Annotated in this window: 10 protein-coding genes; 5 read left to right on the top strand and 5 right to left on the bottom strand. The window is 38.8% G+C overall.

Going from position 1 to position 15129, the window contains the following annotated elements; genetic code table 11:
• Positions 1-4: 4 nt before the first annotated feature.
• A complete protein-coding gene (locus ED622_RS02355; RefSeq protein ID WP_122032356.1) occupies positions 5-769 on the bottom strand; it encodes a DUF3450 domain-containing protein in 765 nt (254 codons plus the stop codon).
• 539 nt (positions 770-1308) lie between these two features.
• Between ED622_RS02355 and ED622_RS02350 the strand changes: the two genes are divergently transcribed.
• From ED622_RS02350 to ED622_RS02330, 5 genes are all read left to right on the top strand, one after another.
• Positions 1309-3609 (top strand): TonB-dependent siderophore receptor, encoded by a 2301-nt coding sequence (locus ED622_RS02350; RefSeq protein WP_254052573.1) that lies wholly within the window; start codon positions 1309-1311, stop codon positions 3607-3609.
• 109 nt (positions 3610-3718) lie between these two features.
• Positions 3719-5425, top strand: coding sequence for an ABC transporter ATP-binding protein/permease (locus ED622_RS02345; protein ID WP_122032354.1), 1707 nt, complete (start codon positions 3719-3721; stop codon positions 5423-5425).
• Positions 5422-8202 carry a pitrilysin family protein gene (locus ED622_RS02340; RefSeq protein ID WP_174213417.1) on the top strand — a complete coding sequence of 927 codons (2781 nt, stop codon included), beginning with the start codon at positions 5422-5424 and terminating at the stop codon, positions 8200-8202. The genes ED622_RS02345 and ED622_RS02340 overlap by 4 nt, the downstream gene beginning before the upstream one ends.
• 82 nt (positions 8203-8284) lie before the next feature.
• On the top strand, positions 8285-8761 hold the full coding sequence (locus ED622_RS02335; RefSeq protein WP_122032352.1) for a hypothetical protein: 477 nt from the start codon (positions 8285-8287) through the stop codon (positions 8759-8761).
• A 135-nt stretch (positions 8762-8896) separates the two neighbouring features.
• On the top strand, positions 8897-9442 hold the full coding sequence (locus ED622_RS02330; RefSeq protein WP_122032351.1) for a type II secretion system protein: 546 nt from the start codon (positions 8897-8899) through the stop codon (positions 9440-9442).
• A 94-nt stretch (positions 9443-9536) separates the two neighbouring features.
• Here ED622_RS02330 and ED622_RS02325 read toward each other — a convergent pair whose 3' ends face one another.
• The 4 genes from ED622_RS02325 to ED622_RS02310 all read right to left on the bottom strand — a co-directional run bounded on the left by ED622_RS02325 (position 9537) and on the right by ED622_RS02310 (position 15036).
• On the bottom strand, positions 9537-11504 hold the full coding sequence (locus ED622_RS02325) for an alkyl/aryl-sulfatase (protein WP_122032350.1): 1968 nt from the start codon (positions 11502-11504) through the stop codon (positions 9537-9539).
• A 141-nt stretch (positions 11505-11645) separates the two neighbouring features.
• A complete protein-coding gene (locus tag ED622_RS02320; RefSeq protein ID WP_122032827.1) occupies positions 11646-12557 on the bottom strand; it encodes a LysR family transcriptional regulator in 912 nt (303 codons plus the stop codon).
• 83 nt (positions 12558-12640) lie between these two features.
• Positions 12641-13279 carry a PolC-type DNA polymerase III gene (locus ED622_RS02315; protein WP_122032349.1) on the bottom strand — a complete coding sequence of 213 codons (639 nt, stop codon included), beginning with the start codon at positions 13277-13279 and terminating at the stop codon, positions 12641-12643.
• A gap of 143 nt (positions 13280-13422) precedes the next feature.
• Entirely contained in the window at positions 13423-15036 is a 1614-nt protein-coding gene (locus ED622_RS02310) for an ABC-F family ATPase (protein ID WP_122032348.1), read from the bottom strand.
• Positions 15037-15129 lie beyond the last annotated feature (93 nt).

The following is a 15129-nucleotide window of genomic DNA, read 5'->3' as shown; positions in this document are numbered from 1 at the left end:
CTGCTCAAATCGCTTTTGGAATGGTTAATAAAGAAGGCGTTGTCGTATTTTTTGCTTTAGTAATTGCCAGTGCGAGCTGCTTAGTCTGAGGTTTGTTTAAGTTTTGCCATCCTAAATTATCTTTCCACACCGCCCCCCTAGAACCATCAAGAGACAAGTAGTAATAGCCAATACGGCCAACACTTAAAAAAGTCACCTCTTGTGTTTCATTCAACCGGTCTTGCCATACTAAAACACGATTCCCAAAGGAAATTTCTGTTTGATAAGCAATCAGTATGCGTTCTAATTTATGCGCATCTGATAACGCAGAATTCATAAGCATTTCGGATAGGTTATCTAACCGTTGTTTTCTTTTTTGTATTTGAAATGGAAGGTCAGCGTTCACTAGACTTTGTAAACCATTAAACATCTCTAACAACAAAGGTTGTAGATTGATTTTTATTTGCCTAATACTATCAAGTTCATCATCAAGTTCGATAAATGACCTCTGTAATTGTGCAAGTTGGTTTTCTAGTTGCTGATGATATTTGGATTGCAAACGGATCTCATGACTCAATTGCCTTGCTTCACCATTCATCTGTTGAAGAGTGTCATCTAGTGACTCAATCGTAACTTGAGTCACAATACCTTGCGAAAGAGTTTCGATCTCACGACCTACAACCTCTTCAGAATTTATAGCTGCAAAAGATCTATTTTGAAGGACAAAAAATAAAACAATGGCAGCTAACAGAACATTTTTATTTATTGATATAGCGAATACTTTAAGCATAAATAGTACGTCGAATTACACATAATTGCCGTAATGATAATTGTTTTCATTTACAAATAAAACTACAATTTTATCAAAACACCCGAAAGCAACATGTAAACTGCTGAATATTAAGTTAAATAATTTAATTACTTGAATAACAATAATTATTTAATCTAAATTTCAATCAATATTCATTTTTCAATACAATCGTTTGCGTAAAAATAAATTAATTTTTTTAACATTTCTTTTGTTTAACCATTGTTATAAAAACAACAAAATCAGAATATAATTCCAAATGATAATTAATATCAACTAAGCCTTTCTACACCTAGCTTTCGAATAAATTAATCACTTTTATTTTTTGTTTAATTTTACAAAATAATAACTTTAATGACCGTATAAATGAGAATGGCAGTGCTTATCCTTTGATTTTATGGGATTTACTCGGTGAATATTTTACTGATAACATAGATGGTAATGATTCTCACTTAGATTAAATAATAATGTGCCTATTTAAAAAAACCATTCTTGCTACTACGATTACATCGCTCTGTATCGTGTCTAATGTTTACGCAGATCCACAACCTAACTCTGAAAAAAACTCTTCGGATCTGACCATTACGATTACCGCTTCACAAGACGAGGATTTATCTTCTAAGCAAAGTCTTGATTCGGAAGACATCAAAAACACGCCATCTTCAAATGGTAATTTGACTGATTATTTAAAAGATAACCCAAATGTTCGTTTTGCAGACTCTGATCAAAGCGGTTTTACAGGCGGTGAAATTAAACCAACCTCTGTATCTATCAATGGTGCAGATACCAATCAAACCGCCTACATGATAGACGGTATTAATGTAAACAATGATATCGACCCTTCAGGTGAATTATTTGATGGCAGCATGTCAGTAAACCCAAGCCAAAGTTCAGAACAAGCCTACTTCTTTGATGCAAATATGCTTTCTGGTGTAACGGTTTATAGCAGTGACGTTCCTGCTAAGTTAGGTGGCTTTACTGGTGGTGCAGTGTCTGCAGAAACCCGTCAATACAGTGGCGAAAACCGCGTTAAATTACGTTATCGCACCACTCAATCTGACTGGTCATCAATGCAAGTAGATGATAATGCAAAAAATATTGTTGATAGCGCCACCCCAAATGGCTCAGATGCAGTGTATCAACCTGAATACAAAAAGAATTTTTTCAGCATCATGGCAGAGCAAGAACTCACTGATGATATTGGTATGGTCGTTGGTTTTAGCCGCCGTGAATCTGATATTCAACAATCTCGAATGATAAATCCTGAAGGAGACATAGATAAACAAGCTCACACCCGGCTTTCTGATAACTTCTTAGCGAATTTTAATTGGACTCCAACAGTAGAAAAAAGCCTTGAATGGGGTTTACGTTTGTCTGATTACCAAGAAGGTAAATACTATGCTGATAACATTAATGGCAATGTAACAGACTCACATCTGGCTTATGGTAGCACCCTTAGATGGAATCAGTATTTAGGTAATGGCACGTTAACAGCTACAGCAGCCTACGATAAATTTACAGATGAACGTGAATCATCTTCAAACGATGCCGTTGTCACCATTGACTTAGATACTAACGCTAACTACGAACAAGGCGGTTATGGCAATAGCCAAATGACACAAGAAAATACCAATTTAATGCTCGATTATGTATTTGATAGCTTTTCGTTAGCCGATACCAATCATGTATTTTCATTGGGTACCTCTTATCGAAAAACTAAATACAAATTTAATCGTGATAACAATGTAACCCAGCAAACCATTATGACCATGGGTGGATGGGAAATGATGAATGAAACCAAAACCGTCCGTAAAGGGACGGTGGGGACTCAATATCAAGATTATGCCTTTTATGCTGAAGATGTTATTCAGTGGAATAATGTCACCATTCGCCCTGGTGTGCGTGTTGATCGCGATGATTATCTTGAAAATACAAATGTAGCCCCTCGCTTTGTTACCCACTGGCAAGCACTGCAAGACACTCGTCTTAACTTTGGTTTAAACCGTTATTATGGTCGCTCATTTGCCTCAATGAAGTTAGCAGGTGAGGTTCTAAAATTAAACGATGATCAAACACGCCGCTACGAAACTATCGACAGTTTAGAGACTCCTTATGCTGATGAACTCAGTGTAGGTGTAAACCAAAACATCGGTAACTTTATGCTAACCGCTCAGTATGTACTTCGTGATAATCAGCAACGAATTACAGTAGACCGAGAAAAAATTGCCGGTGAGAATGTCGATTCTTACTCTAATGGCAGTAACTACAAAGTCGATGTTTATACGCTACAAGTCAGCAATATGACTCCTTGGGTTGTTGGCCCTACACAGTGGAATGCCACGCTTGGTGCTGATTGGTTACAAACTGATCGCGCCGCTCTTAATAAGGGAACCGATCCAAATCAAGCCGTTTATCTTGACGGAAAATTAATGAGTCGCTCTCAAATGGAGCAAGCCGTTAATAGCAGTGAAGAAGAATGGATTGTGCGATTAGGTTCAGACATGAGTATCCCTGCTATTGATGTTGTTTGGTCTAACAAAGTGTATATCAAAGCACCAGTTCAAGGTTATGACTACATCACAGATGCCCCTGATGGTACTGAAATGCACACCAGTTATGATTTTGGTACACACACACAATGGGATACTCGTATGCGCTGGCAGCCAAATTTAGTTGGTACACACAACGCTTATGTTCAGCTAGATGTCCTTAATGTACTCAACAAGGTACGTAAAAAAGCAACAATGGGAACATCGAGTGGTGATTACGGTATCTACTCCCCAGGCCGTGAATTCTGGCTAGAACTAGGCTATGAGTTCTAAATTTCTTCTCTCTATTATTTCTTTTAATTACTAATTTTTTAATAACAAACAACAATATCAACCAGTGACTTTCATTCGTTACTGGTTGCCTTGTTGTCTTTGGTGATCTATGTCTAATCAAGCTAATTTAACCTTACGGAACAAACCTTTTCTCTCTCAAGTGTGGTCACTTGCTAAACCTTATTGGCAAAGTGATGAAAAGCTGATTGCTTGGCTTTTACTCGGCTTTGTTGTCGGTCTTAATTATTTAATCGTAGAAGTTGCTGTGTTTTACAGTAATTGGAACCGTGACTTCTTTAACTTAATGCAAAATAAAGAATGGCATAATTTTTGGTCAATGTTAGGCCAATTTGTGCTTATCATGGGCATATACACCCTTGTCGATCTTGCAGAAGAATACCTTAGACGAACCTTACGTATTCGATGGCGCCGTTGGTTAACACATGCTTTTTTACAACAATGGCTTGGCGATAAACGCCTCTACCGTCATCAACTGGCTTACCCTACAAGTGATAACCCTGACCAACGTATCTCACAAGACGTGAAAGATTTTTGTGACAACACCCTATCAATGGGATTAGGTCTGTTAAGGACAGTCACTAGCTTATTTTCATTCATCGTGATCTTATGGAATTTATCAGGCAGTGTCACTTTTGAATTAGCAGGCAGCGAGTGGGTAATTTCTGGCTATATGGTGTGGGTGGCGATTGTGTACTCCATCATTGGCACTTGGTTAACACATAAAATTGCAAAACGATTAGTTCCCTTAAACTTTGAACAAGAAAAAAGTGAAGCCGATTTTCGTTTTCATTTAATGCGAGTTCGTGAGCACGCAGAATCTATCGCATTACAGCGTGGCGAATCCGCAGAAGAAAAACGTACCCATCACCTATTTAGTAAAGTATGGGATAACTGGCAGCAACTCACTGGCATGAAATTAAAATACAACGCCTTTACCAGTGGCTACAACGAAGGGGCACGTATTTTCCCTTACCTTGTCGCCTCTCCAAGATTAATGAGTGGCGCTTTGCAATTGGGCGATATGATGCAAACAGCAACGGGTTTTTATCGAGTTCAAGAAGCCTTTAGCTGGTTTGTCGATTCTTATGAATCTGTCGCTGATTGGCGCGCAGTGACTGACCGATTAATTGCCTTTCATACTCAACTTGAAGCGTTACCAAGCAGTTCTCCGTTGCAACAATCTGAGCAACCTACTTGGCGCGACCTAGATGTTTATTCTCCATCACAGCAACCACTAGTAACGGCACAAACCGGTGAAATTTTACAAGCGATCACGATTAAGGGTGCATCAGGTTCAGGAAAAAGTACTTTCTTACGAACCTTGGCTGGTTTATGGCCATACCATAATGGCCAAATCTCAATGCCAAATGATGCGATTTGTATGTTTGTACCTCAGCGCCCTTACTTACCTAATGCGACATTGCGTGAAATTTTACTTTACCCAACCAATGATCAATCAACCTCAGACAGTGTGCTGATTACGGCATTAGAAAAGGCAGGGATCAGTAAATTTACAGCGCAACTAGATGAAAAAGCCAATTGGCAACAAAACGTCTCTGGTGGAGAGCTTCAAAAGATAATGTTAGCTCGTGCGCTTATAGAAAAACCAACGTGGCTATTTTTAGACGAAGCATTATCAGCGCTTGATCCAGAAAGCTACAACTCAATAAAACAAGTAATGGCATCGTCACTGCCTAGCACTCATGTTGTTGAAATTTCTCACCGCGAAGAAGGTAAAGAAGAAACTCAAGAACTGATTTTATGTCCTCACACTCAATCGTTGAAATTCTCATGATACTAAAAAATATATTACTTTTAGGCAGCGCCTTATTACTCAGTGCTTGCCAACTGATGTCGTCTTCTAATGAGTCTACTCAATTACGCTTTAATCCAGCAGTGTCTGTTGGCGTACTTGATAATGGATTTACCTACTACATTGCAGAAAACCAACGCCCAGAATCTCGCGTGTACATTCGCTTTGTGGTGAATGCAGGCTCAATGAATGAAGATGACGATCAGCGTGGTGTTGCTCATATTGTTGAGCACATGGCGTTCAATGGCACAAAAAGTTACCCTGAAAACCAAGTAATTACTGAACTTGAAAAAGTAGGTATGAAGTTTGGGGTTGATATTAATGCCTTTACTGATTTTGAGAATACCGTTTACACCCTAAACCTGCCTAATAACGACACTAAAACACTCGCTCTAACACTGGATATTGTTTCTGATTGGGCAAGTAATGTGACGATGTTAAAAGGCGATCTGGACGCCGAACGTGGCATTGTTTTAGAAGAATGGCGCGCTCGATTAGGGCCAATGCTTAGATTAGGCGATAAAAAAAGTGCAATTGAAATGGCAGGTTCCCGCTATGTTACCCGTGATCCTATTGGTGATGCTGAAACCATAAAAACCGTATCTAAATATCGCGTAGCTGATTTTTATAATAAATGGTATCGCCCAGATAATATGTCTATTGTGATTGTTGGTGATATTAATACTCAAGAAGTAAAACAGCTTATTGAAAAAAAATTGGGGGATAAGAAAACACCGACAACCCCAGTAGAGTCAATTGATTATAGTGTGCCTCTAAATAACAAATGGCGCAGTGCGACAGTATCAGAAGAAGGCATGTCATCGCCTTCTGTTGAGCTGAGTTTTTTCTCTCGTTACCAGTCAGAAAACAGTTACGCTCGTTATAAACAAGACTTAACCAAGCAAGTCGCTACCCGTTTATTAAACGTGCGTTTACAACGATGGGAACAACAAGAATCAACCGCCATTAATTCTGCTAATTTCTACAGCTCAAATATAGGCAGAGAAACCACTCAATCAGTCTTTTCTCTACAACTGTTTGATGAGAATTACGCTGAAGCAACTCAAGAGCTGATCGCCTTTATTGCACAAATAACGCAATACGGCTTTAGTTCTGCAGAGGTTAATGGTGAGATATCACGCTTACATAAAATCAACGAATCGATAAAAGAGCAAACAACTTACAGTATTGATCTTGCTGGTGATTTAATGGTTTCAGCGGCAAGTGAACAATTATTAATTGGTGATAATGATAAATACCAATTAAATAAACGCTTCCTTACAGAGATCACCCTTGCTGAAGTTAATAATGTGCTTAGCACTATTGTTGCTCAAAAATCTAAGTTACTGCTTACCACGCAGCCAATCACTAAACAAAAAGCGGTTCTGTCTGCTTCACAACTAGAAAAAATATGGCAACAAACAATGATAGAAACTCAGCCACGTTGGCTAGTTGATAATAACCAAGCGGTTTTACCTAAAATTACAGTAAAAAAAGGAACCATTAAACAAGAAAAAAAATGGGCCGAGTATAACTTAACCGAATACCGCCTAAGTAATGGCAGCAAATTAATTTATCGCTACAGTGACAATAATCCAGGACAAGTACACTTTAAAGCACTGACTTCAGGAGGGTTACGTTCTGTACCAAAAAGTGATTACCATGCATTAAGAATCGCTACTAGTTTGGTGGATGAAACAGGCGTTGGTGACGTACCTCAAGCGGATATTCAAACGATATTTCGTGGCAACCCTGTAGTCATGTCTACGATGTTAGATGAACATCAACAAGGCTATTCTGGTTGGGCAAAAACAGACAGCTTAGATAAAATGTTTCAACTATTTCATTTAAAACTCCAAGCAAGTCCAATCTCGGATAAGGTATTAAAACAGTATCAAATTGAAACAGTTCAGCGCAGTAATGAGCTTAACAGTGCCGATAGATTTGTTCGTAAAGTCTCAACCTTACGCTACCCAGATGTAGAAACCGTTTACAGTGAAAACAACGTTGAAGTTGCAAACCTTACCTCTGAGGATCTAAGTGCCATCTACCAACACTATATCTCGAGTAAAACCGATTATACGTATTTTGTGGTCGGTGATGTATCTCCAAAAGAAATAGAAAAGCTGGCAGCGACTTATCTTTCTTCAATACGACGTGAAGAAGCAGTGAGGCAGCCATATCAGGTAATAGCACACTCTCCAAAACAGCGTTATACCGCGCGTGATTCAAAAGAGCCTCGTGCAGAGGTCGAGCTTTATTTAACGCAGCCATCGCAGTGGAGACCAGATAATGCCTATTATTTAGAATTATCTGGAGAGCTTGTTCAAGAGCAATTACGTTTAAAACTCAGAGAGCAAGCCTCTGGTATTTATAGCGTGACAAGTTGGTTCTGGCAAAACCCAGATAACAGACAAGCTGAAGGTAGAATTCAATTTACCTGTGCTCCAGACAGAGTCGATGAGCTACTTACATTAACCCATCAGGTACTAGAAGACATCGTCACTCAAGGGGCTGATGAGCAAGTCCTACAAAATAAGCTATTACAACGCAGCGACCAAATTGACCGTTATTTACGTTCTGATTTAGGCATGTTAAACGCGATTGAATACAGTTATATGCTTACAGAAAGCCCTACTCTCATTAAAGCCCAGAAAAGAGCAAATAATGTGGCAACAAAACAAAAAGTAGACACCATAATGCGAAATTTCTTAATCGAAGCTAAGCAGTTTGAAGCGGTATTGCTTCCTAAAAAGTAATCTCTATCGTGTGATCAGGTATTCGAAAAATGCCTGATCACAATTTCTATTTATATATTTAGATTTAAAGGCTCCCCTTCCAATGAAACGATTTTTACAAATATTGACCTTATGTATGATTTCTTATCAATCCTATGCGGCATTAGAGTTAATGCATACCTATCAAGATTGGCAACATTATCAATCACAAGATATTGAGACTGGTGAACCTATCATCTTAGGCGTCAGTGATGTAAGTAGTGATCATTCCGTTAATACGGTCGTTCTTCGTTGTACTACTGAGGGCGTAAATCTACTCTTTCTAAAATCACTTTCTTATGAAGAACGAGGATATTCAGCAAAAGCTTCTGTAGATTCTGGCTCAACATTTGGAATGGATGTATGGGTAAAAGGTCGTACTCATTGGGCAACCATCCCACTAAAAAAATCGGAAGAATTTATTAACGGCAATTCTTTATCCGTCACTTTACTTGGTGATGCTAACAGCACAGAGAAAATTACCCTTTCGCTTAAAGGGTTTAAAACAATGTATGACGCAATTCTGCCTAGTTGCAAGTAATAAGAGACAGTAATAATTAAAATTTAACCCTCTACAAAAAAAATCATCAACAGTGAATTAGTACTAAATTAGTATTCCCATACCAATGATAGTATGTCATTCTAATTATAAGTTTAATCTCTGGATGGGATAATAATGATTCAAACAAAAAGTAAAGGATTTACACTGATTGAACTCATTGTCGCGATTGTGCTGCTTGCCATTCTTTCTATTGTCGTAGCCCCTAAATTCTTATCTTTGAAAACTGATTCAAAAAATCAAAGCCTTCAAGGTGTAGGAGCGGCAATGAAAAGTGCATTAATGCTCCTCAATTCACAAGCAGCCATTGAAAATAAAGAGCATGGTAACACTACAATTATTATTAATGGTGTAGAAGTACCTTTATACAATGGCTATCCCTCTGTGCGTGGTAGCGATAACTTTGTAAAAATTAATCAACAAGTTAAAGCTTGGTTAGATATAGATTCTGTTGATAGAAATACCGCACGTAAAGATAGAAATGCAGCTCCTTTTTTTACAGATAAATCAACAAGAAACAATCAAATATTTATCTTTTTCACTTCAGATTATGATAATAAAAGCGTTAGGTTCAAGTGTCACATTCGTTATGAGAACCCTGAATCTACTCCTCCTACTCCGTTTACAGGCCCAATAGTTATTATTGAAACTGATGACTGCTAGCACTAGTGTTTTTATTCCAAGAAATACCTAGAAAAAAGCCCCATTGAATCCCTTAATTCAACGGGGCTTGCCATATCATTATTTCATCTTTTTACTATGGCGTTACTACACCAAACCATAGATTAAACTGATCAAATATCGACATTAGTTGCTGGAACTTCGCTTGATCGGACACACTAAACTCACCCGTTTTCATTTCATCTTTCAATGTCGATTTCTTGGTCATCATATTTTCAAATGCCTGACGAGACAAAGTAATGTTTAAATCTGCATTTTCAAATTGAGTATCTGTGTAAGACTTCAATACTGAATTACTTAAATCCATTGAGTATTTACCATCCCCTTTCACATCAATATTTACCTTCATGTTCATACCTTTCGCAACATCAGGCTTCACTGTCACTCCAAGATACTTCATGAATTGATTGAATGGCATGTTCACTGCAATCGCTGCGGTATTTGGTGTTGCTACCGGTTTAATCCCATTACGTAGCTCTTTAGCACCGCCTAAGTAATAGTTTCTCCAAGGACCTGATTCAGATTGATAGCCAAGTTGCTCCATCGCATCAGCTTCTAAATAACGCGCATCCATATTTTTAGGATTAGAGAAAGTGACATTATTAAGCAGTGTCACAGCCCAACGATACTCGCCTTTTTTAATCGCCGCTTCTGCAAGTTCAACCACTTTTTTCTCGCCGCCCATCGCTTCAACGTATTTGGTGCCTTCTTCTGTTGGTGTTAATGGGTTTAGGTTTGCAGGGTTACCATCCCACCATGCACCAAAGTAGTAATCATAGGTTGCACGAGCATTGTGTGAAACGGTGCCGTAATAGCCGCGGTTGTACCACTCCTTGCCTAATGAATCCGGCAGTTTAATGGTCGCTGAGATCTCGTTAGGCGTATAACCTTTATTTGCTAAACGTAACGTTTGATCGTGTACATACTTATACATATCACGAGTTTTCGCTAGCTGGCCTTTGATGTTCTCTTGGCCCCATGTTGGCCAGTGGTGAGAAGCAATCATCGTATCTGCCTTATCTCCATAAGTGTGTAGAGCTTGATCAACGTAAGTCGCCCATGAAGAAGCATCACGAGTTTTTGCACCACGTAAGGTCGAGATATTGTGAATAGTATGAGTCATCACCTCTGCAGCCATCATGGTTTTATATTGAGGGAAATAGAACATAAACTCAGAAGGTGCTTCTGACTCTTGAGCCATCATAACTTCTAAATCAACACCATCAATTGTCATTTCTTGACCAGTGTGATTTGCAATTTCTGTTGGCTTCACAATACCTGGCGAGCCAGATGAGGTCGTTTTACCTAAACCACCATCAACCATCCCTTTATTATTAGCATCAAGAAGATTGCCATACATATAAGATGAGCGACGCGACATGGTTGTGCCTGCCATTAAGTTCTCTGCAATTGAGTGCGAAAAGAAGCCTTCTGGGGCAGCAATCGTTACATCACCATTGTCGATGTCTGCTTGCGTTGTCACACCTAATATCCCACCAAAATGGTCGACATGAGAGTGAGTGAAAATAACGCCAGTCACTGGTACATCTGCCACTTTCTCTTTTAATAGCTTAAGACCAGCAGCAGCCGTCTCTGGAGAAATAAGAGGATCAATAACTATCCAACCATCGTCACCACGAATAAACGACATGACTGATAAATCAAATCCGCGAACTTGATATACCCCGTCTTTTACTTTAAATAGGCCATTGATATTATTTAATTTAGCTTGACGAAGAAGCGATGGGTTAATGGTTTCTACCCCATTATCTTGATTAATAAAATCAAATTTTGAGAAGTCCCAAATCACGTTGCCTTGTGCATCTTTAATGGTTTTTTCTGGCCAAGTAGCAATAAAACCACGTGAAGCATTTTCAAAATCGGCTTTATTATCAAAATCTAGATATTGTTTTAGCTGATCGTTTTTTTGAACGGTGAATTCCGTTGCATCTTTTGGTTGGTTAGTTGTTGGTGCTGCAAATACAAGCGCTGGAGCCAATGTTGTAATTACCGCAAGTGATACTATGGTTTTTTTAAATAACATAACTCATCTCTCTATAAGTGCGAACAACTCATCTTGTTCATCGATAGAGAAATAATAGGGCGAGCCAGTTAAACGATCGATAGCGTCACTTTTAAAAGTGGATTTAGTTTTATTTAATCCACATTATAATTGGATTTATCTTTATAGTTCTAAATCGGTTAAGTTTTGTGTGACCAGTTCAAACACAGTTTTGAGCCATTGATGCCCTGTATCTGATTGTTGTGAGTGATGCCATGTCATATAAACGGGAAATGGTTGTGATTCAAAAGGCAATGGAAGGATAGTTAAAGGAAGCATTTGAGACAACATCTTGGCATGCCAAACACTGGTAACGCATAACCAATCCGTTTGGGCTGCCATCACAAGTGAGTTACAAATTGAATCGGTGGTATACGCTTCTTTTCTTTTTGGAAGCTTCTCTTTCACTACTGATTCCATCGTGTATTTATTCATTCTTTGGGTTTGCCACAATAAGTGCTGCTCTGCAAAGAATTGATCGTGAGTAATATTGTCTTTAATTCTTGGATGATCTTTTCTACACACCACCACTAACTGTTGCTCAAATAGCAATTTATTATGATAGCCGTGATCTTCCAATGGCACTGTCGCAAGAATTATATCAACCTTACGCATTCTCAAATCTGTTTGTCTATCTTGCTCATTTAAGTGTTCAATATCTGCTTTAAATTTTACATTTGGCGCATATTGATCTCGATAAGAGATTAGCGGGGGGACGACCATTAAATCTAAATCTTTATGGCTCGATATACGAAAGGTTCGCTTGCTGGTTTTTGGATCAAATGCTTGACGAGATTTAGCGCCATTTAATAGTCGAGTAAGTGGCTCTTGAATCTCAGCGTGTAGCTCTGTCGCAAAGTTCGTCGGTGCTATTCCTCTTCCTTGACGCACAAATAATGGATCCTGATACTGCTCACGTAAACGATTTAAGGTGTGGCTCACAGCAGGAGCCGTAACGCCTAATGTTTCCGCCGCTTCATTAACACTGAGCGTGTTCATCACTACATCAAAGGTTTTGAGTAAATTTAAGTCCATTATTTTACCACTCAGTGAATTACGAGCCATTTATCACACAATTGTAAGCCGTCTGTTTTTAAAACAGAACGCTAATCTTCTTATTAACGGCTCTTTTTCAAGAAATTCTCAATTGTTGCTTTTGGTGTTTTTCCTATTTTCATCATCAACTCAAAACTTGGGTTAGTGATGCCATGATCTCGCTCTAACGCTTCTAGTTGCACTAACCATAGTGACGCGGTTACTTCAGCATCGGCTAACGCTCGGTGAAATACACCATCATTATCGATTTGATGATACGCCACTAAATCACCCAGTTTATGTGATGAAACCTCTTGAGTTAATCGTCTTGATACTAGTAATGAACAAGCAAAATCACCTTCATAACCACGCTGAATCAACTCGAGTTCGGCATCTAAAAAACGTTTATCAAATGAGGCATTGTGAGCGACTAAATTACAGCCTTGGATAAAGTCAGCAAACTCATGCATAACGACATCACAACTCGCTGCATCAACTAGCATTCGATTTGAAATACCAGTGTAGTTCTCGATGAACGAACTCACTCTAAAGCCCGGATTCATCAAACCTTGAAAACGATCAACTACCACGCCGTTTTCTAATTTAACCGCACCAATTTCTATTGCACGATCGCCTTGGTTTGGTGATAAGCCTGTGGTTTCGAAATCGAGTACAACGACGGTATTTGCTGGGGCTGTTTTTTTAGCGCTAATTACTGACACAAATGATTTCCAAATAATAAATAAGAAGTGAGAGAGATTAATCGTAATGGAACAAAGCATATAGACTTCGATCAAAAAACGCGAGCTGATAACCAGTCTCGCGTTTTTAAATATGCTTATTATTTTATTGCTTAGAAATACGCTTATTTAGCGATATTAACCTGAAGCATTTTAACTTGGTGATCTAAGTACTCTTCATAAGTACCTTGGAAGTTCACTATTTTCTTATCTTTAACATCAATGATTTGTGTCGCTAGAGAAGAAACAAACTCACGGTCATGGCTTACAAAGATTAATGTGCCAGTGTACACTTTTAATGCTTCGTTCAATGCTTCAATCGCTTCCATATCCATGTGGTTGGTTGGTTCATCCATAACAAGTACGTTGATGTCTTGCATCATTAACTTGCCAAATAACAGACGGTTTTTCTCACCACCAGAACAGTTTTTAGCTTGCTTATTTGTATCATCAGCTGTGAATAGTAGACGACCCAAAATACCACGAACCATCAAGTCATCATGCTTCACTGTGCGCCACTGAGAAATCCAATCAAAGATGCTTAGATCATTATCAAAATCAGCTGTGCTGTCTTGTGGGCAGTAACCAAAAGATGCATTTTCAGACCACTTAACAATACCTTCGTTTTGCTCTAGGTCATTCACTAAACAACGTAAGAATGTCGTTTTACCCACACCATTCTCACCGATAACAGCAAGACGAGTGCCAGCCTCTAGTAATAAATTACCGCCTTCAAACAGAACTTCACCATCAAAGCCGTGGCCTAGGTTCTCAAGCTCTAGTGCCTGGCGATGCAGTTTTTTGCCTTCACCAAAGTTAATTGATGGGCTCATGCGGCTTGATGATTTCACTTCATCTAATGAGATTTTGTCCATTTTCTTTGCACGAGAACTTGCTTGTTTCGCTTTAGATGCGTTAGCACCAAAACGGTTTACGAAGTCTTGTAGCTCACTAATCTCAGCTTCTTTTTTCGCGTTGCCCGCTAGTAGTTGATCACGGATCAGGCTTGATGCTTCTAAGAAGTACTCATAGTTACCTGGGTAAATACGCAATTCACCGTAATCGATATCTGCCATGTGGGTACATACAGAATTTAAGAAGTGTCTGTCATGCGAAATGATGATCATTGTACATTTACGCTTGTTTAGCTCTTCTGCTAACCAGTTGATCGTATTAATGTCCAAGTTGTTGGTTGGTTCATCAAGTAGCAAAATATCTGGGTTTGCAAACAGTGCTTGTGCTAGTAACACACGCAGTTTCCAACCAGGAGCAACTTGCTGCATTAAACCAAAATGAAGTGATTCATCAATACCAGCTTGAATTAGGATATCACCAGCACGGCTTTCTGCACTGTAGCCATCCATTTCAGCGAATTCGCTTTCAAGCTCGGCTACTTTCATGCCATCTTCTTCACTCATTTCTGGTAGTGAATAGATACGATCACGCTCTTGTTTGATTTCCCATAGTTTTTTGTCACCCATGATAACAACATCAACTACGTTGTATTTTTCAAACGCAAACTGATCTTGACTCAATACGCCTAACTTCTGTCCTGGCGTCATTGATACGTTGCCTGAACTAGGAGTTAATGCACCACTAAGAATCTTCATGAACGTTGATTTTCCGCAACCATTCGCACCGATCAAACCATAACGGTTACCGTTGCCAAATTTTGCTGAAATGTTTTCAAATAAAGGCTCTGCGCCAAATTGCATTGTGATGTTGTTTGATTGTATCAACGAAATAATTCCTAGGGTTTACTGACAAGTCATGATTTGGCTATAGAAAGCCACAAGATGAAGGACGAAAGTATGATGAATGAGAAAATCTAG

It is taken from the genome of Aliivibrio sp. EL58, from assembly GCF_900312675.1.
In the GTDB taxonomy this organism is placed as follows: Bacteria; Pseudomonadota; Gammaproteobacteria; order Enterobacterales; family Vibrionaceae; genus Aliivibrio.
The sequence above is the reverse complement of the archived record's forward strand: the minus strand, read 5'-3'. Positions and strand labels throughout refer to the sequence as shown.

What these genes read in the sequence shown, in the direction of transcription:
- ED622_RS02335 (WP_122032352.1), top strand. Translation starts at nt 8,285, where the DNA reads ATGAAACGATTTTTACAAATATTGACCTTATGTATGATTTCTTATCAA.
- ED622_RS02345 (WP_122032354.1), top strand. Translation starts at nt 3,719, where the DNA reads ATGTCTAATCAAGCTAATTTAACCTTACGGAACAAACCTTTTCTCTCT.
- ED622_RS02340 (WP_174213417.1), top strand. Translation starts at nt 5,422, where the DNA reads ATGATACTAAAAAATATATTACTTTTAGGCAGCGCCTTATTACTCAGT.
- ED622_RS02320 (WP_122032827.1), bottom strand. Translation starts at nt 12,557, where the DNA reads ATGGACTTAAATTTACTCAAAACCTTTGATGTAGTGATGAACACGCTC.
- ED622_RS02355 (WP_122032356.1), bottom strand. Translation starts at nt 769, where the DNA reads ATGCTTAAAGTATTCGCTATATCAATAAATAAAAATGTTCTGTTAGCT.
- ED622_RS02330 (WP_122032351.1), top strand. Translation starts at nt 8,897, where the DNA reads ATGATTCAAACAAAAAGTAAAGGATTTACACTGATTGAACTCATTGTC.
- ED622_RS02325 (WP_122032350.1), bottom strand. Translation starts at nt 11,504, where the DNA reads ATGTTATTTAAAAAAACCATAGTATCACTTGCGGTAATTACAACATTG.